General features: G+C 48.6%; 17 protein-coding genes. 5 read left to right on the forward strand and 12 right to left on the reverse strand.

Annotation, left to right across the window (positions count from 1 at the left end; translation table 11 throughout):
• Nucleotides 1–104: 104 nt before the first annotated feature.
• The 3 genes from lgt to ACR6Z4_RS09310 all read right to left on the reverse strand — a co-directional run bounded on the left by lgt (nucleotide 105) and on the right by ACR6Z4_RS09310 (nucleotide 1985).
• Complete coding sequence (gene lgt / locus ACR6Z4_RS09300) at nucleotides 105–965, reverse strand: prolipoprotein diacylglyceryl transferase (protein ID WP_479716976.1); 861 nt, start codon at nucleotides 963–965, stop codon at nucleotides 105–107.
• Between the two features lie 37 nt (nucleotides 966–1002).
• The gene (locus ACR6Z4_RS09305) at nucleotides 1003–1692 is read right to left on the reverse strand and encodes a PPC domain-containing protein (RefSeq protein WP_479716977.1); all 690 of its coding nucleotides are present in this window, start codon (nucleotides 1690–1692) and stop codon (nucleotides 1003–1005) included.
• Between the two features lie 113 nt (nucleotides 1693–1805).
• Nucleotides 1806–1985 (reverse strand): hypothetical protein, encoded by a 180-nt coding sequence (locus ACR6Z4_RS09310; protein ID WP_479716978.1) that lies wholly within the window; start codon nucleotides 1983–1985, stop codon nucleotides 1806–1808.
• A gap of 189 nt (nucleotides 1986–2174) precedes the next feature.
• Between ACR6Z4_RS09310 and ACR6Z4_RS09315 the strand changes: the two genes are divergently transcribed.
• Nucleotides 2175–2924: a C40 family peptidase gene (locus ACR6Z4_RS09315; RefSeq protein ID WP_479716979.1), complete on the forward strand. Its 750-nt coding sequence runs from the start codon at nucleotides 2175–2177 to the stop codon at nucleotides 2922–2924.
• Between the two features lie 107 nt (nucleotides 2925–3031).
• Here the strand turns inward: ACR6Z4_RS09315 and ACR6Z4_RS09320 are convergent, their stop codons facing one another.
• On the reverse strand, nucleotides 3032–3784 hold the full coding sequence (locus ACR6Z4_RS09320; RefSeq protein ID WP_479716980.1) for a hypothetical protein: 753 nt from the start codon (nucleotides 3782–3784) through the stop codon (nucleotides 3032–3034).
• Nucleotides 3784–4431 (reverse strand): AAA family ATPase, encoded by a 648-nt coding sequence (locus ACR6Z4_RS09325; protein ID WP_479716981.1) that lies wholly within the window; start codon nucleotides 4429–4431, stop codon nucleotides 3784–3786. The genes ACR6Z4_RS09320 and ACR6Z4_RS09325 overlap by 1 nt, the downstream gene beginning before the upstream one ends.
• A gap of 312 nt (nucleotides 4432–4743) precedes the next feature.
• On the opposite strand from ACR6Z4_RS09325, the gene ACR6Z4_RS09330 reads away from it, so the two are divergent.
• Both ACR6Z4_RS09330 and ACR6Z4_RS09335 read left to right on the forward strand, forming a co-directional pair.
• Nucleotides 4744–4911, forward strand: a complete 168-nt coding sequence (locus ACR6Z4_RS09330; protein WP_479716982.1) for a hypothetical protein — start codon at nucleotides 4744–4746, stop codon at nucleotides 4909–4911.
• A gap of 129 nt (nucleotides 4912–5040) precedes the next feature.
• Nucleotides 5041–5217, forward strand: coding sequence for a hypothetical protein (locus ACR6Z4_RS09335; RefSeq protein ID WP_479716983.1), 177 nt, complete (start codon nucleotides 5041–5043; stop codon nucleotides 5215–5217).
• A 155-nt stretch (nucleotides 5218–5372) separates the two neighbouring features.
• On the opposite strand, the gene ACR6Z4_RS09340 is transcribed toward ACR6Z4_RS09335, so the two are convergent.
• Together ACR6Z4_RS09340 and ACR6Z4_RS09345 are read right to left on the reverse strand one after the other, a co-directional pair.
• A complete protein-coding gene (locus ACR6Z4_RS09340) occupies nucleotides 5373–5999 on the reverse strand; it encodes a hypothetical protein (RefSeq protein WP_479716984.1) in 627 nt (208 codons plus the stop codon).
• A gap of 116 nt (nucleotides 6000–6115) precedes the next feature.
• The gene (locus ACR6Z4_RS09345; RefSeq protein ID WP_479716985.1) at nucleotides 6116–10210 is read right to left on the reverse strand and encodes a TIR domain-containing protein; all 4095 of its coding nucleotides are present in this window, start codon (nucleotides 10208–10210) and stop codon (nucleotides 6116–6118) included.
• Nucleotides 10211–10481: 271 nt separating this feature from the next.
• On the opposite strand from ACR6Z4_RS09345, the gene ppc reads away from it, so the two are divergent.
• Complete coding sequence (gene ppc, locus ACR6Z4_RS09350) at nucleotides 10482–13610, forward strand: phosphoenolpyruvate carboxylase (protein WP_479716986.1); 3129 nt, start codon at nucleotides 10482–10484, stop codon at nucleotides 13608–13610.
• 425 nt (nucleotides 13611–14035) lie between these two features.
• On the opposite strand, the gene pstB is transcribed toward ppc, so the two are convergent.
• The 4 genes from pstB to ACR6Z4_RS09370 all read right to left on the reverse strand — a co-directional run bounded on the left by pstB (nucleotide 14036) and on the right by ACR6Z4_RS09370 (nucleotide 18150).
• Complete coding sequence (gene pstB, locus ACR6Z4_RS09355) at nucleotides 14036–14839, reverse strand: phosphate ABC transporter ATP-binding protein PstB (protein WP_479716987.1); 804 nt, start codon at nucleotides 14837–14839, stop codon at nucleotides 14036–14038.
• A 161-nt stretch (nucleotides 14840–15000) separates the two neighbouring features.
• Nucleotides 15001–15930 (reverse strand): phosphate ABC transporter permease PstA, encoded by a 930-nt coding sequence (pstA, locus tag ACR6Z4_RS09360; RefSeq protein ID WP_479716988.1) that lies wholly within the window; start codon nucleotides 15928–15930, stop codon nucleotides 15001–15003.
• Entirely contained in the window at nucleotides 15927–16868 is a 942-nt protein-coding gene (pstC, locus tag ACR6Z4_RS09365) for a phosphate ABC transporter permease subunit PstC (protein ID WP_479716989.1), read from the reverse strand. The genes pstA and pstC overlap by 4 nt, the downstream gene beginning before the upstream one ends.
• 292 nt (nucleotides 16869–17160) lie before the next feature.
• Nucleotides 17161–18150 carry a PstS family phosphate ABC transporter substrate-binding protein gene (locus ACR6Z4_RS09370; RefSeq protein WP_479716990.1) on the reverse strand — a complete coding sequence of 330 codons (990 nt, stop codon included), beginning with the start codon at nucleotides 18148–18150 and terminating at the stop codon, nucleotides 17161–17163.
• A gap of 365 nt (nucleotides 18151–18515) precedes the next feature.
• On the opposite strand from ACR6Z4_RS09370, the gene ACR6Z4_RS09375 reads away from it, so the two are divergent.
• Nucleotides 18516–18917 (forward strand): thiol-disulfide oxidoreductase DCC family protein, encoded by a 402-nt coding sequence (locus ACR6Z4_RS09375; protein WP_479716991.1) that lies wholly within the window; start codon nucleotides 18516–18518, stop codon nucleotides 18915–18917.
• Nucleotides 18918–19104: 187 nt separating this feature from the next.
• On the opposite strand, the gene ACR6Z4_RS09380 is transcribed toward ACR6Z4_RS09375, so the two are convergent.
• Entirely contained in the window at nucleotides 19105–21771 is a 2667-nt protein-coding gene (locus ACR6Z4_RS09380) for a GAF domain-containing protein (RefSeq protein ID WP_479716992.1), read from the reverse strand.
• Nucleotides 21772–21790 lie beyond the last annotated feature (19 nt).

The following is a 21790-nucleotide window of genomic DNA, read 5'->3' on the forward strand; positions in this document are numbered from 1 at the left end:
TGATTCAGTAGGGCGTTGTGGGGTGCGGAGCGCCCCACAACGCCCTACTTGTACGCAACAAACACCGCTATCCGCAAATCAAACATCGTAGAGGGTCTGGCGGACTACTTTAATTCAACTCTGGCTCTTCGTTTGGGAAATGAAGTGACATCAGGAAGCGATCGCTTCAACCCATACAGCCAAACCAAACCCAACAGCCCCAAACTAATTTCGGTAAGACTGACGACCTGGGCAATGCGTAACGGCCCCAGCATCAAACTATCCATCCGCAGCCCTTCGATCCAAAAGCGCCCTGTACTGTACATCACCATGTAGACCAGCAACAGCGTCCCCAATCGTAAGGGCACCTTGCCTTTCAAGCCCCAGAAAAATAGAGCGATGAGCAAGCAAAAGACACCTAAATTCCAAAGCGACTCATACAAAAATGTGGGATGAAAATATTCAAACTGAACATAGCCGCGAGGTCTGTGTTCAACCGGAATATAAAGTTTCCAGGGTAGATCCGTTGGGCGACCGAAGGCTTCAGAGTTAAAGAAATTGCCCCACCGTCCGATCGCTTGCCCCAAAATCAATGATGGGGCTACCAGGTCAGCAATTTGCCAGAAGAATAATTTATTGAGACGGGCAAACACCAGCGTTGCCAATACCCCTCCCAAAATTGCCCCGTGGATAGCAATTCCGCCTTTCCAGATCGCCACAATATCTTCGGGATGGCGAGAGTAAGCATCCCACTCAAACCAAACATAGTAGAGACGGGCAGAGGGGATAGCTGCCAACACCAACCAGATCACCAAATCTGACATGAGTTCGGGGTTAACATGCCGCCGTGACGCCAGATAGCGAGACAACGTGACTCCCAGCAAAACCGCAGACGCAATCAGCAAGCCATACCATCGCACCGCTAATGGCCCTAATTCAAACAAAATAGGACCCGGAGAGGTAAATTGTGCAGCCAAAATCGGCATTGTTAAAAAGCACCTTCCCAAATGATGAGCACTTTACTTATTCAAATGACACGTTTAGGCGGTAGTTAGAATTGCCGGTAACTCGATTCACCCGCACGTAGTAAACACCTGCGCCCAATGTTTTTTCAATCGATTCTGCGTTTCTGCCCCGGTTGTCAGAAAAAGCAACTCGCTTTTCTTTACTGTTGAATAATGTCAGATCGGTGTTGGACTGAAGCCCATCTAAAATCGCCGTTAGCTTGCTGCGGCGGAAGAGCCGAATTTTGTAGAAGTCAAATTTATCTTCATTATCGACGGTACCGCTGTTAGAAAAACTGCCCTTGAGTTGGCTTCTAGTGGTGCGAATGAGCTGAGCGTTGGAAAAACTGTTCCCTGCATCTTGAAAGATAGAAATTCCCAGTTGGTAGTTTTTAATATCTCCATCAATGCGGTTAACCCGAATAAAGTAAGTGCCTGCTGGCAGCAAACGCCGCACAACCTCACCCGCATTTTCTTCATTTTCAGACACATCAATTTCATTGCTGTCTGGATCAAAGATGCCGAGGTCAGCATTATCTCCGTCTTTCAGGTTCGAGAGTCGGACACTGACATTGCTTGCCCGTGTCAGACGAATTTTGTAGAAGTCAAGCTGGTCAGATTTGTCTAGCGAATTGCTGAGGATGACTGTGCCATTCTTGAGATTGATGTTAAACGCTTCTGAAAATCGATCGCCTGCATCCTTTACCATGAATCCCGATCCTTGTGTTTCTATACTGTGCTAGCCTATCGCTTGAAGCTAAGGGAATGTGGAGATGAGCCTCCCCGGCAGTAATGGTGTCACTGTACCCTATGCTTCAGAACTTAAGCCAATGCGCTGCGGCAATATACCTCACCGTCAGGCATGAATTGCAATGTGTCTTTGGGTTGCACCTGACTATTCCAGCACACTTCGATAAACACACGCAATTGCCATTCTAAACCCTGTTTGCGTTGGAACCTGGAGTTTTCCTGCAAGGGAAAATCTAGCGAGACTGAATCCACGATGATATCTATGTCATACGGCACCTTTGGAATCACAGATCGTTGGGATCACAGATTAATTGACCTGCCATTCTGTTTGAGAGAGCGACGGCGGAGCCGTCGCTCTCTCAAACAGAATTGGGGTTTATTCAATTCACCATCCTGATCTAATATCCACTGGTCTATCTGTCCACAAATGTTTCACCTTCCATGATTGCGATCGCCACTCTCCAACAGACCTTTGCTGCCCAGCCTTTGCAAGAATATCAATGTCAAGCAAACCTCAATCTTTATGACTCTCCTAGCCTGACAGGGTTAACAACTCAGGCGATCGCCAAACGGCACCTGATCATCCAGTCCATTGATCCGTCAATCGATCGATCAATCCACACAGCAATTCCAGTGCGGCTTTGCGAAGACCATTATCCAGGCTGGTTAGCGGTTGAGGATCTAGATTTACTGGCGATCGCAGATACTCCCTATGAAGCGATCGCCCTTTCTGAAACTGCCATTCGAACCCGTCTGCCTAAAGTTATCGACTTTGCCTATGCGGCGATGAAGCAAACCAACCATTATCTCTGGGGTGGCACTGTCGGTCCGAATTACGACTGTTCTGGGTTGGTGCAAACGGCATTTGCCGCGATGGATATTTGGCTTCCCAGAGATGCGTACCAACAAGAAGCCTTTGTGCAAGCTGTCTCGCTGGAGCAACTGGAGCCTGGGGATCTAATCTTTTTTGGCACGCCAGAACGTTGCACCCATGTCGGTATCCACCTGGGCGATCGCTACTATATTCACAGCTCAGGCAAAGATCAGGGTCGCAATGGCATTGGCATCGATTGCTTATCTAACCAGGGCGATCGCATCAGTCAGACGTACTACCAGCAGTTGAGAGGGGCAGGGCGAGTGGTTGCCAGCTTTCAGCCCCACCTGCACTCCGTACCCCAGTCCAGACCCTAGATTTTATGGAAAAGTTTTGTCTGCGGCAAAGCCGCAGACAAAACCTTTTCTCATCTCAACACCGTTTGCAAGGTCGGGTGCCAAGCACCCGACCTTGCACCCTCATCTCAGTCAAACCAACCGATGTCGTCATTCGATAGGCGGCTGGCAGGGGGTTCGGGGCGCACTGGATGCTGAAGCACTTTTTTGAGTTCGATGTAGTGCGTGGTTGAGTGCTCAGATTGAGCAGGTGCAGTGGTTGCGTGGGGTAATTTCAAAGGTACGTCCGTGCGTTGTGGGCTTGCCGGTTTTGCTGCAACTGGCTTCACCTCAGCCTGACGCCCCCGCGCTAAGTCGGCTTGCAGTTTCTCTGCCAGGGTGCGCTGTTCGTCTAACTTGGCTGCCAAATCCATGACTTGCCGTTGCAACAAACGCTCTTTATCGTCTGCGGCAGCGATGGTTTGTTGCAAGGTGGCAATGGTTGCTTCGAGCGTGGCGATGCGGGTTAAGAGTTCTGCATCAGCGGGGGCAGGGGAAGCAGTTTCAGACTGGGGTGGTGCTGCTGAATCTGGAGATTTCTCAGCGGCTTCTACCGATACCTGAGGAGTCTCGTTTACCTCAGCAGTTTTTGCCCCAGCGTGAGGGTCTGATGCCGAGTCAGTAGAGGCTGTTGCCGCCGATGAGGGTTTACGCGTTTTGCTGGTGCTACTCTGCGCCGCAGGCTGAGTTTTTGCGGCAGCATCAGCAGGCGATCGCCCTTTTGCAGATGCTGTTGCTGGTTTTGCCGCTGGGGCAGGTTGCGCTTCAGCCGCTTCAGCCTCGGCATCGGTTGATTTTTGTGCTTCTTCTCGCAATAGGTCAGATAGACGTTTCCTAGCCATTACTTCCTCCAATCTCGTTGAATTTCCTCAACAACCCGACGATAGTCTGCTTCTGCCTCTCGGGCATTTTTGCCGCGACACTGAGCAATCGGTAAGCCCTCTAGAGCTGCTCTTTCGTGTGCTTTATACGCTCGGATAAACGCATGACATGCCGGAATTCCAAGTTCTAATAAGGTGTTTTGGGCTTCTAATGCTTCATTCAGGCTGCGTGGATCTACTCTAGTTAACAGTACCCGATAAGCAACCCTTGCCGGAACGACTGCTGTTTTAACCGTTTCAATCAGAGCCGTCAGATCCATCGGCGAAGGAGGGGTTGGCAAAACCAGGTAATCTGCCGCAGACACTACGGCGGCTAGTGCGCTGGAATTGAGGGCAGGAGGTGTATCTACGACCACCAGTTGATAGCCTTTGACCTGACGCAATTTTTTTAGCAAGGTGGGGTTGGTTTCTTGCGATAGATCAAAATTCATTCCCTTTTCGTGGCGCTCAACCCACCATGTTGCCGAGGCTTGCGGGTCAGCATCAACGAGCAACACCTTGCGTTGGTCAGCCAGTGTTGCTGCCAGGTTAACGGCTGTCGTCGTTTTGCCGACGCCCCCTTTGCCGTTAAGAACAGCTAGGATTTTGTGTGTCTGCGAAGTCTGCATGGGGTTGAATATACCTCGATATGTTCAACTCAGAGCAAAAAACACACAACCTTTTAGGACATAACCCTGGACGTCCGCGTTGTTATGGTTCTACGCAATTTAGTTAGGACATCGGGGAGGTGGGGCGGTGCCCCCACGCAGGGGTTTCACCCCTGCACCCCGTCCTAACCCGAATGCGTACCGCTATATGGAATATGGGATTTCAAAAGGGTACAGAGAATACATTAATGTTAGCGAGAGATCACGATAAATACGGGCTACGTTGGCTTGAGCCTTTGCTATAACCGTAGGTATGTAGTACGTCAAAGATTCATGACTAAATATCTGTGGCGATCGCTCTTGATTTTGTTGTTGATTTACGGCTTGTATGAAGTGAAATCAGCATTGGGAATCAACCTTTCTCGCCAATATCATGCCGCAGACCTATTTAGAATTCCGATTCAGCTATTCGTTCACCTGCTACAACGGGTTGTTGGATGAGAATTGATTTAGCAATTTTCATCTAAATGGAGGGTCTCACCTCTCTCCCCCTTCCGTAATCTTGCGATTTAAAATCGCGGTTTAAGGTATTAAGAATAGATCAGCTATATCAGGACGAGGGGTGCATTTATGGCTGTCACGTATCTATCCGACAACGACATCGCGATCGCAACGGCGATCGCACAATATACGACTTCTGTTGAAACCATGCAACAGCCCAAAAAAGTATTAAAAACTAATCCATTTACAACCTATCGAGATCCCGAAACGGGACGCTGGATGGTTGTCAAACCGACGGGACTATAAAAAAAACTTAGGGTTTTGTTTACGTAAATTGCCATAACAAGTCTGGACGCTAAACGACCGGGCTTGTTTTTTGCATATAAGTACAGAAACGGTGCTGTGGGGCGCTTCGCGCCCCACAGCACCGCACTGAATCAACCCGCCCAGCGCTATAAGAATTAATGTCGATAGTGGAAGGCAGCCACGTTATTGCTTGTAGCCGCTGCAATTTGAGGTGCGGGTCGTCGAGTCTGGCTACTCCCCTGAGCAATGGCATCTATAGGCAGAGCTTTGGGATTGAGTGCGATAGCAATTCTGTTCAGAGCTGAATCAGGCAGTTGCGAGACCTCTTCGGCACAATACCACTCATCTGAACTTAAGGAAAAGTCGGCATAGTAGGCATCGCCATGGTGTTCATGGCAATAGGTTTCGGTATGCTGCCAATCGCTTATGGCTTGGGCGATCGCCTGACGTTCGATGTCATCATCCAATTCACCCAATCGATCGTTCCTATCGCCTAAGTCCTGATCATCGTCCAGAGCTTCTAATATCTCTTCATCCAGGAGATCCACATCTGACCACTCATCCAGATCTCGTAAGATCTCCTGATAAATTTCTGCTTCAAATCTCTCTTCATCCCAATCTACAGGAATAGAAAAATTAGCCTGGGCTAAGGTCAGCGGATTATTTTTGAGCTGATAGGGGTGCTGCGTAATTGCGTAGGCATTATCTGAGGCAACAAGACTAACAATCACCGCTGAAACAACGCTGGCAGTCAGATTTAGAGATCGAAAATTGGTCATCATATCAATGACTCCAGGATAATTATATCTAGACAAAATATGGCGTTTCGCGTCTGCATAGATTGCAGTTGTTGTGAGAGAGCCTTGCTACACATGCTAAATAAGCTTAATGAAAAAAGTTAGTGTTGGATACCCAGACCCTGACACAATGTGCGATCGCCAGGATCTACCTGAGGACTATATTTTAGATAGTCATGTAGCCAGGCACAGCCCTTGTTTAACACATCATCCAGGGTTAAATCTTGAATCCGCTGTTCTCCCAACCGATCGACGCTAAGATTCCAACGGATCACTCGATGATCCGCTCCCGCCGAGGCTAGTGTTTTACCGTCGGGGCTAAAACTGACACTGGTGATCAAACCCTCATGCCCGGTTAGCGTTACCAATAGCTGACCCGAACGATTCCATAGCTTGATGACATTCTCACTACTGTAGGTCTCATCGCCGCTGGCTGTAACCAGGATCTGTCCATCGGGGCTAAAACTGACGCTATTGACTGCCGACTGATGCTCTGGAAGCGTTTGCAGCAATTGCCCCGATCGATTCCACAGCAACACAGCACCATCGCCACCGACAGTGGCGATCGCCTCACCATCGGGGCTAAAGCTAATGGCATTGACCCAGTCTTGATGCTCTAACAGAGTATGCAACAGTTTGCCCGATCGATCCCACAGCTTAAAGCTATTATCGCGGCTGGCAGTCGCCAGAATCTTGCCATCTGGACTAAATGCCACACTGGTGATTCGATCTGCATGTGCTGTCAGGGTATTAAGCAGGTGACCTGCTCGATCCCATAGCTTTACGGTGCCATCATCATATCCGGTTGCCAGAGTCGTGCCATCCAGGCTAAATGCAACATCGACAGCTTCGACCTGCCCTGGTAAGGTCTGGAGCAATTGTCCTGCTCGATTCCATAGTTTGACAGTGCCATCTTTACTAGCCGTGGCGATCGCCTCATTATCGGGGCTGATCGTCACACGGGTGACAAAATCTTGATGTCCATTTAACGTCTGCAACAGATGACCTGATGTATCCCATAACTTCACCGTATTGTCGCGGCTGGCAGTTGCTAGTAGATCACCATTAGGGCTATAGCTGACACTTGTCACCCAATCTTGATGCCCGTTGAGAATTTGCATCACTTGGGTTGGACGTGACCATAGTTTTACGGTTTTGTCATCACTGGCAGAGATCAGAGTTTGCCCGTCGGGGCTAAAGCTGACACTATTGACCCAATTTTGATGCCCTTGCAAAACCTGTAAGAGTTGCCCCGATCGATCCCACACTCTTACCGTTTTATCCCAACTAGCGGTGGCAATAAACTGTCCATCGGGGCTAAAACTGACACTTTTAACCTCACCCTGATGCCCCGTCAGAGTTTGTAATACCTGACCATCAGATGTCCATAGATTGACTGTGCCATCCCCGCTGGCTGAGGCAAGGATTTGTCCATCGGGGCTAAAGCTGACGCTGTTGATCCAGGCAGTCTGTCCAGTTAAGGTCTGACGGGCTTGTTTTGATCCAGAATCGGACAGATCCCACAGCGTTACAGTTTTATCTAAGCTGCCACTGGCGAGGGTTTGTCCGTCAGGACTGAAGCTGACACTCAAAACGCTATCTTGATGCCCAGTCAGCGTCTGTAGCAATTCACCTGAGCGACTCCAGATTCTAATCGTCTTATCGTCACTGCCACTGGCGATGCGCTGTCCATCGGGGCTAAAGCGAGCCGTGTTGACGGCAGATTGATGACCGATCAGAGTATGCAGCCGTTCACCTGACCGACTCCAAAGTTTGACGGTGCCTTCTTTCCCGGCTGTCAAGATGAGTTGTCCATCGGGGCTAACGCTAACACTGGTAACCAGGCTGCGATCGCCTTGTAGGGTCTGAATCAACTCGCCATCTGCTGTCCATAAGCGGATCGTGCCATCGCCACCCCCTGTGACAATGAGTTGCCCATCGGGGCTAAACTGGGCGCTGCTGACCCAGTCTTCGTGCCCCATCAACCGATTTCGTTCTTGCACCCCATAAAAAGCTTGCAAGAGTGCTGCAATTACACGGTGTCGCGTTTCCTGGCTCGTCCAACCCAACTGCTGCTTGAGTTGTCTGCCCGCCCGAATGCCTTCAATTAAGGCATCAAAGGCTTGATCAGAATCAAACAAAGCGTTGGAATACCGACTGAGCGCATTGATCTGTCCTTCTTCGACGACTTCGGCACGACGCCACTGGAGCACAGCAACTACTAAGGCAGCGCTAACCGAAACCAGCAGGCTGCGTAAAATCCACAGACGAATTTTGTCGCGGCGTTGTTCAGCGGCGATCGCCCGTTGACTGGCGTGGATAAATTCGCTTTGCAAATCGGTGGCAGAGGGTTGTTTACCACGCTCCAGAGCCTCTTGGAGCCAGGTTTCCGCTACGGCAAACTCAGTGCCCCGTAGCAATAAGTCGGGATTTTTGCCTTTGTCTTGCCATTCCAGCGATCGCAACGACCATTTCGTATGGTTTCGTACATGCTCTCGGTCAGTGTCGATCGTCCGCACCAGTTCGTTGAAATTTGCATAGAAATCGCCGTTATGACGATTAAAATCAATCCACTGCACGCTAGAAAGTGCGACAGGTAAGGTCGCCAGGTCTATCGGACGATACAGTACCGTGACGATCCGCTTATTGAGCTTCGCGGCATATGCTACTTCGTCGGCACAGTAAGGTGAGTTGACCGAACTGGGAGAAAGGATAAATAAGACATTGTCAGAGGTTTCGATTCCCCGGTAGATTTCTTGCTGAAAGTCTGTACCGGACGCAATGCTTTCTTGATCAAACCAGGTGGTTTTACCCTGGATCTGGAGGGCATCGTTGAGTTTGCGGGCAAAGTCTGAATCAGTGCGCGAGTAAGAAACAAAAACTTCCAGGGTGAGATTGGGGGGTTGCTTTAAACTCTCGCTGATAAATTCTATCTGAAGGGGCGTTGGTGGATAGTCTGGGCGTTGTTGAGCAATTTTTAGCCAGGCTTCGGCATGGCTGAGGTTATAGCCTCGCAGCAAAATGCTGGAATTGCGGCTTTGCCGATCCCATTTCAGTGCCTGGGTGAGTAAAATCTTATGTTGTTCGTGGTACGGGGCGTCTGTATCCAGGGTATTTAGCAATTCGTCAATCGCCTGGCGATCGCCTTCCTGGATATAGCCCGTTAAATCGATTAACTGGAGCGATCGCAAATGGGCTGGAATCTCTTGCAGATCGAGCGGTTCAACCAACACGGGTAGAATCCGTTTGTGCAAGTCTAAGGCATAGGCAAGTTCTTGCTGGCAATAGGAAGACTGAAGCGAACTCTGCGAGATTAAATACACAAGATTGTCGGTTTGCTCAATCCCCTGATTAATCTCAGTTTGAAAGGCTACTCCCTTTTTGATATCGAGGTCACTTGTCCAGATGGTAATGCTCTCACGCAAGAGAATTTTACCAATGGTTTCTGCCACCGCCCGATCTGGGGTGGAGTGACAGATAAACACCTGGGTCATCAAATTGTTGGCGTTTTGGATGCTCTCACAAATAAATTCGCAATGCAAATCCGTCGGTTCACAGGGCGCTTGCTCTTGATCAAAGCGCATTTTGAGCCACTGCTCGGCTGCTGTTCGCTCTTCCCCAACCAGCAAATAGCGAGACTCTTTATGGTGTCGTTGCCACTCCAACGCCTTTGCTAAAAAATACGTATGTTGGGTTACATAGTGGCGTTGGCGCTCAAAAATTTCTAATAAACCAGCAAACGACTGCTCAAAATCGTCTACCCCTTCCCGAAAATAAACCCAGTTGATTTTGCTAATGGTCGGATGCATATTGGGGAAGCTAGAATGCAGCCCCTTCGCCTGATACTCTTGCCACTCTTCTTCTGTGCCCTGGGGATGACGCTGCTGCCAAAGTTCAGCGCTGATTTGTTCCACATGTAACAGAGGAACGATCCGTTTGTTGTGACGCAGGGCTAGCTCAATTTCTTTATGGCAATAGGGGGAGTTAACGGAATGGGGAGCAATGATATAGAGGAAGTTATGTGCTTTTTCAATGCCGTCATCAATCTGGTTTTGGTAGTCCACACCTAACGGAATATCGTGTTGATCAAACCAAATCCCTAAGCCCTGCTCGATCAACCGATCATGTAATGTTGTGGCAAATGCCTTGCTGTCAGCTCGTCCATAGGAGATAAAAGCATCCTGAAAAATCTTCATCGGCTTTTTAAAAATTGCCTGGGTGATATTTAAATCTTTTATTAATTTTATCGGGGTAGACAAAGTAAGTTTTGATGATTGCAGTCAAAGCGATCGCAATAAACGTGAGATATTCGTGGTATCTCTGGGGTTATCGTTTTCTCTTCCTCCACTCATCCATCCTTCTCACCGATCCTGAAGATATTCCTTAGACAGCGACAGAATCCGCTAAAGACCTGGATTAGAGAAGGCAAAACCTCTAAAATTATCAGATATTCTTGGCAGGATAACTATGACATCGACTCGCGCTTCTTCAGAAGACACTCTAAGCCCTGACACTGTTTCAGAATCTCAAGTCGGTCAAGAAACGCCAAATTCTGCCTCAGACTTGTTCCTGCGCCATCGCCTCAGGATTGTAGAGGACTTGTGGGAGTCTGTTTTACAGCAAGAATGTGGTCAACAACTTGTGGATTTATTAAGGCAGTTGCGATCGATGTGTTCACCTGAAGGGCAGGTGCCAGAATCGGTTGAGGTCACTGCCTTAAAGCTAGTAGAAAAGCTGGACTTAAACGAAGCCATTCGTGCAGCACGCGCTTTCGCCCTCTACTTTCAGTTAATTAACATTGTCGAACAACACTACGAACAACGCGGGCAACGCCAATCGCGCGCGGTCGAAGGCTTGTCTCGAACACCCGAAAAACCCAGTCCAGTTGAGCCGGAAGAACCCATTTATCTCGATCCAGAAGCGCAGGGTAGTGGGCTGCACGCCGATTTCCTTGAGAAAAACTTTTACGAGGATGGTGCCGTTCGACGGGAACCTGCGACCTTTCAGACGCTGTTTCCAAAATTGCGTACGCTCAATGTCCCCCCCCGACAGATCCAACATTTAATTAATAATCTAGATGTGCGGTTAGTGTTTACGGCACACCCCACAGAAATTGTGCGGCATACGATCCGAGATAAACAGCGCCGGATTGCTAAAATTCTGCGTAATTTTGATCAGGTCGAAGAAGGGTTGCAACCGCTCGGCTTATCTTCGTCCTGGGAAGTCGATATGCTCCGCGATCAGCTGATGGAAGAAATTCGGTTGTGGTGGCGCACCGATGAACTGCATCAGTTCAAACCCACGGTTTTAGATGAAGTAGACTATACGCTGCATTACTTCCAGGAAGTTTTGTTTGATGTGATTCCTGAGCTATATCATCGCTTGCGGCAGGCATTGCATAATACATTCCCCCATTTGCAACCACCCCGGTACGACTTTTGTAAGTTTGGCTCTTGGGTTGGGTCTGACCGCGATGGCAACCCGTCTGTGACGCCCCAAATTACCTGGAAAACTGCCTGTTACCAACGCAATCTGGTTTTAGAAAAATATATTCAATCGGTTAAAAATCTAATTAACCTGTTGAGTTTATCGTTGCATTGGAGTGATGTCTTGCCAGACTTGCTGGAATCGTTGGAGCAAGACCAGGTGCAAATGCCAGATATTTACGAACAGCTGGCGATTCGCTATCGCCAGGAACCCTATCGGTTGAAGCTGGCATATATCCAAAAACGGTTAGAAAATACGCGCGATCGCAGTCTCAAACTCTATAACGGCGACTATTTGCAAGACGACACGATTGAGATTAATCCGGCAACGATTTATCGGTCGGGCAAAGATTTTCTGGCAGCGCTGCAAATGATTCAGCGAAATTTGCAGGAAACCGGGCTAAGTTGCCGTGATTTAGAAAATCTCATCTGCCAGGTGGAAATTTATGGGTTTAATCTGGCGCATTTAGATATTCGCCAGGAAAGTTCGCGTCATTCGGATGCGCTGAGTGAAATTGCCGACTATCTGCAAATCTTGCCGACTTCCTATAACGAATTGTCGGAAGAACAGCGATCGCTATGGTTATCCACTGAGCTGCAAACCCGTCGTCCTTTAATTCCCACAGAATTACCCTTTTCCGAAAAAACCAACGAGACGATCCAAACGTTTCGCATGGTGCGCAAGCTGCATCAAGAGTTTGGATCTGAAATTTGTCAGACCTATGTCATCAGCATGAGCCACCATGCCAGTGACTTACTGGAGGTCTTATTGCTGTCTAAAGAAGCAGGTCTTTACGATCCGGCAACCGGAATTGGCAGTCTGCATGTGGTGCCGTTGTTTGAAACGGTCGAAGATTTGCAGCGTGCCCCAACGGTGATGCGTCAGTTGTTTGAACTGCCCCTTTACCGCTCTTATCTCGCTGGCGGCTATGCCAAGAGTGCAGAAGTCAAAGTGGTAGAACCTGAGTTAGACGCTGACTTACAAAACTCGAAACTGAAAACCCAGACCTCGCTGCAAGAAGTGATGTTGGGCTATTCCGATAGCAACAAAGACTCTGGCTTTTTGAGTAGCAACTGGGAAATTCATAAAGCTCAGCAAGCGTTGCAACGCACTGCCGATGAATATGACATTGCCCTGCGCATCTTTCATGGTCGGGGTGGATCCGTGGGGCGCGGCGGCGGACCTGCCTATGAGGCAATCCTGGCACAACCCGGTCGCAGCATTGATGGACGGATTAAAATCACCGAGCAAGGTGAAGTACTAGCCTCTAAATACAATTTGCCAGAATTAGCCATCTATAACCTGGAAACCATTTCCACAGCCGTATTGCAAGCCAGTTTGTTGCGCAATGGCTTTGATGATATTCAGCCCTGGCACGAAATTATGGAAGAGTTGGCAGCGCGATCGCGCTCTCACTACCGGGGTCTGATTTACGAACAGCCCGATTTTGTCGATTTCTTCCATCAGGTCACACCCATCGACGAAATTAGCCAATTGCAAATTAGTTCTCGTCCGGCGCGGCGCGGCGGTAAGCGGGATCTGAGCAGTTTGCGAGCAATTCCCTGGGTGTTTAGCTGGACGCAAACCCGCTTTCTGTTGCCGTCCTGGTATGGCGTCGGAACGGCTATTCGTGACTTTTTAGAGCATGAGCCCGAAGAACATCTAAAACTACTGCGCTATTTCTATTACAAATGGCCTTTCTTTAAGATGGCAATTTCGAAGTGCGAAATGACGCTGTCGAAGGTGGACTTACAGATTGCCCATCATTATGTGCAAGAACTTAGCCAACCTGAAGATCGCGATCGCTTTGAGAAAGTCTTCAAGCAAATTGCCGCAGAATACTATCTCACCCGTGATCTGGTACTCACGATTACAGGTCATAAGCGGCTATTGGATGGCGACCCCGACCTTCAGCGCTCGGTGCAACTGCGCAATGGCACCATTGTGCCCCTGGGCTTCTTGCAAGTTTCGTTGCTAAAACGTCTACGTCAACACAAGTCGCAGGCAGCGTCTGGGGTAATTCGTTCGCGCTATAGCCGGGGTGAACTGTTGCGCGGTGCCCTGCTAACGATTAACGGCATCGCTGCCGGAATGCGGAACACAGGTTGATCTGCGATCGCGTGCAAGAGAAATCTCCAATCTCTCAGGTACGCGATGCTCCTTCCTCCAGAACTGGGCATTCTAGCGTGCCACGCTATAGCAACCGCCGAGACGGCTAGATCAGGAGGTTGTGTGAGAACCCGCGCAGAGCGCGGGTTCTCACACAACCGTTATCTTAATCAACTCCTCGACTACTATATCTCCAGGTCTTTAAAACGATAAAAGCCCCGCACTGCGGGGCTTTTATCGTTTTAATCTGATTAATCTGAACTCAGCAGTGTTGATGCTGGGGATGCATTTGAACATGAACCCTGCGGCTCAGCCCCATCACCAACGCATAGCGCTGTGCAGGTTGATTCAGTGCGGAGTTATGGGGTGCTCCGCGCCCCATAACACTGTTTCTGTACTGAACACAAACTTGCACACCGCTATCATCAACCAAATCGACCGCTGACGTAATCTTGCGTTGCCGTTTGCGTCGGGCTATTAAAAATAATTTGAGTAGGGGCGTATTCTACCAGATACCCCATTTTGCCGCCGGTCAGTGTTGCCTCAGCATTAAAGAATGCCGTCATATCCGACACCCTAGATGCCTGTTGCATATTGTGGGTGACGATGATGATGGTATAGCGTTCTTTTAACTCATGCATCAACTCTTCTACCCGTAGTGTCGAAATCGGGTCAAGCGCAGAGCACGGTTCATCCATCAACAATACTTCTGGCTCAATGGCGATCGCCCGCGCAATACACAACCGTTGTTGCTGACCTCCAGACAACGACAACCCACTTTCTTTTAACTTATCTTTGACTTCGTCCCACAGAGCAGCACCCCGGAGCGATCGCTCCACCAGTTCATCCATATTGCCTCTGTAGCCGTTGATCCGGGCACCAAATGCAATATTTTCGTAGATTGATTTGGGGAATGGGTTTGGTTTTTGGAAAACCATGCCAATACGGCGACGCAACTCGGTTGGGTCAACACTTTTGTCGTAAATATTGACGCCGTTATAGGTAATCCGGCCCTCAAGTCGGGCACCCGGAATTAGGTCATTCAGCCGATTAAAACACCGCAATGCCGTGCTTTTGCCGCACCCTGATGGTCCAATAAACGCCGTAATTTTGCGATTGGGAATTTCTAGAAAAACATCACGAACCGCCAGGTTCGAACCATAGTAGTAGTTTGCTTTCTCGACATGAAAAGCAGTGTCGGTTGCCACAGTGAAAGAATTGGTTTGCATGGGAGGTCTGCCCTCAAAAAATAATAGTAAAGCCAGAAGAAACGGCTTAAATCTTGCTAATAGACCCAATCAAACGGTATGAAGAGGGCAGAAGGGATAAGGCTCCAACCCTCCTGTTGCAACGGTAAATATTGCAACACCAGCTATCTGTCAACCCAAACTTATCGTCTAGATTGAAATCTATTCCGTAGATAAATCGCTCCAGCATTCATAATTAGCAGCACAATCATCAAAACGATGCTGCCCGCAGCCGCGTTGGCATGAAACTCTTCTTGGGGGCGAGAAGTCCAGTTCCAAATTTGAATCGGAAGGGCAGAAAAAGACGATTGAAACCCTTCTAGCGAAATCGGTGGGGTAAATGGCACAAAGGTTTGTGCACCAATCACAATCAACGGCGCAGTTTCACCAATAGCACGCGATAAACCCAGAATCGTACCTGTCAAAATTCCTGGAAATGCCTGGGGTAAGACATGATGCCAGACGGTCTGCCATCGCGTTGATCCGAGTGCCATCCCTGCCATCCGCAAACTGTCTGGCACTGCCTTCAACGATTCGCGCGTGGCAACGATAATCACCGGCAAAATCAATAACGCCAGCGTTAGACCACCAGCTAATACGCTCCTGCCGCCGGTGATGGGTTCGATAATTCGAACAAACACCATGAGACCGAGCAAGCCATAAATAATTGATGGCACTGCTGCCAGATTACTGATATTAATCTCGACAGCTCGCGTTATATAAGAATCAGGGGCAAACTCTTGCAAAAAAATACCTGTACCGACACCAATGGGGAATGCGAATACAGCCGTAATGCACAACAACCAAACCGTACCCACTAAAGCCGATAGAACTCCGGCATTGGTCGGACGTCGGGAGGGGAAGCTCGTCAGAAAATCCCAGTGCAGTCGGGGCAACCCATCTAAAAAGGTCGTGGTCAGCAACCACACCAATACCAAGATACCAATAACTGTGGCTGACCAACTAGCGAGCATAAAAACTTGATCCCAAGTATAGCGGGAGGATAACTTTGGATCAAAATGCTCGTTAGCCTGAAACCCTTGTTGTTGAGGCATAGAACGGGGAGATGTCATTCGTACTTCTCCTGGTAACGACGAACAAACCAGAAACTAAAGATATTGAGCACAAGCGTAATCAAGAACAAGGTCATGCCAACGACAAACAGTGTGTCATATTTTAGAGTGCCCACCGGAACATCTCCTCCACTGACCTGAACGATAAAAGAGGTCATGGTCTGGATTGGCACTCGTGGATCAAGGGTCAGAGTCGGATTTTGCCCAGCTGCCAGGGTAACGATCATCGTTTCGCCCACTGCCCGTGCTATACCCAAAATAATCGCTGCCACAATGCCAGACAGTGCTGCCGGAAGGACAACACTGACAATGGTTTCTCGTTTGGTTGCACCGAGTGCATAAGAACCTTGTCGGAGGCTCTGGGGGACTGCATAAATCGCATCTTCACTCAAAGAGGCGATCGTCGGGAGCAAGGCAATCCCTAAAACCAGACCAGCACTTAGACCATTAAATGTTTGCAACCCTGGGACAAGCACTTTCAAAACAGGGGTGACCGTGAGCAGGGCAAAATACCCGAAAACAACGGTCGGTACACCTGCCAAAATCTCAAGCGCCGGTTTCAACCAGGTGCGCACTTTGCGAGGGGCATATTCACTCAGGCATACAGCCGCTAACAAACCTAGAGGCACAGAAACTAACAACGCAATCAAGGATGTTAAAAATGTTGCGCTGATCAGCACAAAAATGCCGTATTTAGGATTCGTAAATAGCGGCGTCCAGGCAGTATCTGTAAAAAATTGTAGGGGCGAAACCTGGGCAAAAAATCGCAGGGTTTCAGTAATCAGTGACAGCACAATGCCAACGGTTGTCAGAATTGACAGAGCCGCAAAAATACCAAAAATAGTTTTAACAATAGCTTCTGATCGTTTGCTTTGAGCACGATTGGGATGCCATAGAACAGCAGATTGCTGCTCACTGGGGAGAGAACTGTCAGTCATGTCAACAACCTTAAACTTAACGAATGATGTCAGGTCGGTCTTGAAGGACTGACCTGACAGCGACTCTCAGCACAACTCGTCGTCAATAGACCTCTTGCAAATTAAGTTTTTGGGATTAGTTTGGTCAGGGGCAAAGCCTTTGACCAAACTAATCTGAAAGAGGTCTAACAGAAATGAGAACTTGCAGGATAGGGCTTCATCACGAGCCGTTTAGACTCAGCGACACGCTAGAAGCCCGACTGAATGCAGTTATGCCTGCGAACTGAATGATTGTCAACTGGGTAAGCAAGGTCTACTGAACTAGCCCTTTGACCTCAGTATATTTAGCATCATCCAACGGGACATACCCTGTTTCTTCAACAAATTCCTTGTTTGCGGAATCTGTATAGAACTGGATGAACGCTTTTACTTCAGGACGTTCCATCTCGTTCTTGCTGACGTAGATAAATAGAGGACGAGATAAAGGCTTGTAGGTGCCGTTCAAGACATCTTCCTGACTAGGTTCAACACAGCCTTCGCCCCCGTCTACTTCAACGGCTTTGAGCCTGTTTTGGTTTTCTACATAGTAAGCATAGCCAAAATAGCCCAATGCATTTTTGTCACCTTCCACGCCCTGAACCAAGACGTTGTCGTCTTCGCTGGCGGTGTAGTCTCCTCGACTAGCACCCTCTTCTCCATTGATTTCATCAGTAAAGTAGTCAAAGGTGCCAGAATCAGTGCCGGGTCCATAGAGTGTCAGGGGTGCATCGGGGAAATCAGGGCGAACCTGGTTCCAGCTGGTGATTTTGCCCTGAGAATCCGGTGACCAAATGGTGCCCAGTTCTGCAACTGTGAGGCAGGTTGCCCAATCATTTTCAGGATTGACAACAACCGTGAGTGCATCCGTAGCAACGGGAATTTCAATATATTCAATACCGGCTGCTTTGCACTTTGCAGCTTCTTCTTCTTTAATGGCGCGGGATGCGTTAGAGATTGCGGTTTCGCCACCACAGAATTTCTCAAATCCACCCCCTGTGCCAGAGGTACCTACTGTAATTCTAACATTAGGGTTAGATGCCATAAATTCTTCCGCCATAGCTTCACTGATGGGGAAGACCGTGCTGGAACCGTCAACTAAGATATCACCACTGAGATCGGAGGCTGGTGCGGAAGCAGCCGTGTCTCCAGCAGGAGATTCGGTCGTGGTATCGCTGCCGCCACTGGCGCAAGCTGTTAAACTTCCAATGAGAACAGCCAATGAAATCGCGGATGCCAAGCGTGCTGGGCGGTTCGTAAAAACCATAAGTCCTCTCAACTCTCTAAAAAATCGATCTGCGTTTTACAGGGTTTCCTGTCGCAAGATACTGCATGAGAGTAAAGCTTAGGTTAAGAATATGTTATGAAATTGATTGTTTTGGGTCTATGGTTGGTGTGCTTTCGCTACAGTCTGAAGGGATTAAGTAGCTTTAATTCTTAGAAATAAAATTTTGACAAAGATTGTGATTGGATTGACCAACGGATACGCCGTGTTTTGCAAAGTTTGGAAATCTGCGAGAATTAAACATAGCATAGTGCGATCGCTTTCTATGGCTATCTCCATAGCGATTGATTCATAAATGCCATGAATGCCATAAATTTGAGTAGTCTGTTTATTGGATCGTCTTAGGGATGTACCACGTAATTTATGACGGCAACTGTAACCTGTGTGTCAATTTGGTGAGATTTTTGGAATCTCTGGATGCGGGTCAACAGTTTCACTATGCACCTATGCAAGATCCTGACGCTCTGGAGCGGTTTGGGATTACACCCCAAGATTGCGAATTGGGCATGATTGTGATCAATGGCAATCTGCCAGAACAGCGCTGGCAAGGCAGTGATGCCGCTGAGGAGATTGCTCGGTTATTGCCTGTTGGGCAGCCGTTTATCGACGCATATCGGGCATTGCCAGGGATGAAGTGGATGGGCGATCGCGTCTATCAACAGGTTCGAGACAATCGCTATGCTTTATTTGGCAAACGTACTTCGACATACCAATCTGCCTATCCCATTTGTCAATCTGGACAGTGTTGAATTTTGGGATGAATTTGCATGGCAAACCGAAGCCTGGATAGGGTATGAATGTTGCGAGAGCCGCGCTCCGCGCGGCTCTCGCAACACCTTGTACATCACGTTATGAAACATTGCGGTAGAACAGTGAGGGGGTTTGAGCGCGCGGCGGCGGCGTGCGCTCAAACCCTCGCCATTGAGGAGTTACAAGTTAGAACAACAAGTAATCTGCACTAAACTCCAGGATGAAGCAGGTCTGATGGGTGTTACTTTCTACCCGAATATCTGCATCAATGTAGCTTACTAGTTTTTTGACCAGAGCCAGCCCCAAGCCTGTGCCGCTATATTTCCATGGATCGCCACTGGGAATGCGATAGAATTTCTCGAAAATGCGGCTGATTTCGGTACTCGGAATTTCGACGCCTGTGTTGCTGACGGTGATTTGTAACGCCTTGCGGCTGTCCGTTTCAATCATCTGAGCAGATAAAACGATCGCTCCTCCAGCAGGGGTATATTTGCAAGCATTGGTTAGCAATTCAGACAGAATGCGTTCCAGGGATGCGATGTCGTTCTTGAGAATGGGCAAGGTTGCAGGCAGATTTAGAGAAATCGTTTGATGGCGATCGCCCATGGTTTTGGTAAATGGCTCAAGCACATGGGGCAACCAGTTTTTCAAGTCAATATCAAACAGAATCAGCGGTTCTGTGCCGGCTTCTAATGTATTCAGATTGAGCAAGTCATTGATCAGACTAATTTCTCGTTCACATTCATCACTTAGCACTTGAAAATATTGAGCTGCTCCCAATTTAGGGTCTAATAGCCCCATCGGTTGCAGAATGATTTCAAGCATTTGAATCGCGAGTTTGACATTTGAAATAGGAGTCCGTAATTCATGAGAAATAGTGTTGAGAAAGTCGTCTTTAAGCCGATTGAGACGTTCTAATTCTTCTACTTGAGCTTGAGCGGCTTTATAAAGGCGTGCCTGGCGAATGGCGATCGCACATTGATCGGTGACTTGTTGAATCAGTTGAATTTCGGCAAGACTAAAAAACTCAGAGCGATCGCGCAGCAATAAAATATCGCCCAACATTAGCCCCTGATCATCCATCATGGGGCAAATGAGCACGGTTGCCCAGCTCCAGGGATAGGTGTCTACCGTTGTGCAAAACTCTAGTGCGATTCCCTGCATCAATTGAGTCGTGATTTCAGGAAAATCTTCCGCCGATAGCACCAAACCAGCTAACTCAGGATGCTGCTCGGTAGATTCTGTGACGACCGTCAAAACTTCTTGTTGCTCATCATTCAGCTCAAAAAAAACAACATTGCTAAACGTTACCGCTAATTGGCTGGATAGCTCCTGGATCGCCGTTTGCAGAATTTTTTGTTCATTCAGGCTATCTCTAACGCTGATGATGATGCGTCGCAGCAATGCTTCAAAGTCGAAGGCTTGTTTGAGAAGTGCTGTCCGGTCCTGGACTTGTTGTTCAAGCCGGGTATTTAACTGTTGCACTTGTTGATAGAGTTCAGATTGCTGAATGGCAATGCCCACCTGGTCTGCCAACTGTTTTAGTAAACTTATTTCCCAACTTTTCCAGGGTCGGGGTGTTGCACAGTGTTGCGCTGCCAGTAAGCCCCACAAGCGATCGCCATGTAAGATACCAACGACCAGGTTTGCCCGGATATGAAAGCGTGCCAGCATATCCACATGACACTGGGCTAAACCAGCCGTATAAATATCTGCGACTGCCTGACTGCCTCCGAGTAAATAATGACGAATGCAAGGTTCGACTGTGAGGTGCGCGTCTTCAATGGGGCACCCCAACATGACCGGATAACCCTCTGCCAGAGACTCAGCAATTACCATGCCACCCCAATCCGGCAGATTTAAGCCGGGCGTATTTGCCAGCGATAGATCTGGATCGACCGATGGGATTGCCGAGGTTGGACTCAGTTCTGTGACAAAGCGATAAATAATCACTCGATCAATATTTAAAACCTGTCGCACCTCAGCAACCGTGGTGGTGAGAATGTCATCCAGGTTGAGCGATCGCCGAATGCGCTGGGCGATCGCCCCTAACAATCGTTCTTGTTCAGCTTGTTGCCGCAAGGTCTCTTCGGTCTGCTGTCGATCGGTGATGTCTTGAAATACCAAGACCCCGCCCAACACTTCACCCTGAGCATTTTTGATTGGGGCAGCCGAATCTCCAATAATTCGCCGTACTCCATCTTTCATTTTCAGCAAACAATTGGCTGGCAGAGTTGTCTGCACTCCGTCTCGAATCGCTTGCAAAATTGGATTTTCGATCGATTCACCCGTTTCTGCATGGACGAGTTCCATCAGCAAAATGGCAGGTTTGCCCAAGGCATCGGCTTGTTGCCAGCCCGTCAACTCTTCGGCAACCGGATTCATAAACGTAATCCGACCTTCTTTGTCAGTTGTAATCATGCCATCGGCAATGCTGTTGACCGTGGTTTCCAGGTGTTGCCAGTTCTTCCACACGGTATTTTCTTCTTGATGCCGACGCAGTGCCGTCTTAATAGCCGCATGTAACTCAAGCCGATTAAACGGTTTGATGACATAGCCAAACGGTGCAGAACCAATGGCTTGCTCAATCGTTTGTTCGTCTGCATGGGCGGTGAGATAGACAATGGGGATGTGAAGCTGTGCCCAAATCAGTTGCGCGGCGCTGATGCCATCCATTTTGCCGCGCAACCGAATATCCATCAGCACCAGGTCGGGTTGGGTTTCGGCAGCAACCCGGAGAGCTTCGTCCCCAGAATTAACCGTTGCCACGGTTTCGTGGGCAAAGATTTTGAGGATCTCCTGGATATTCCAAGCAACGAGCCGCTCGTCTTCAACGATTAAGATTCTTGCCATGCAGAGTAACTAGCAGAGT

The sequence above is a fragment of the Calyptranema fuscum S582 genome (assembly GCF_055793305.1).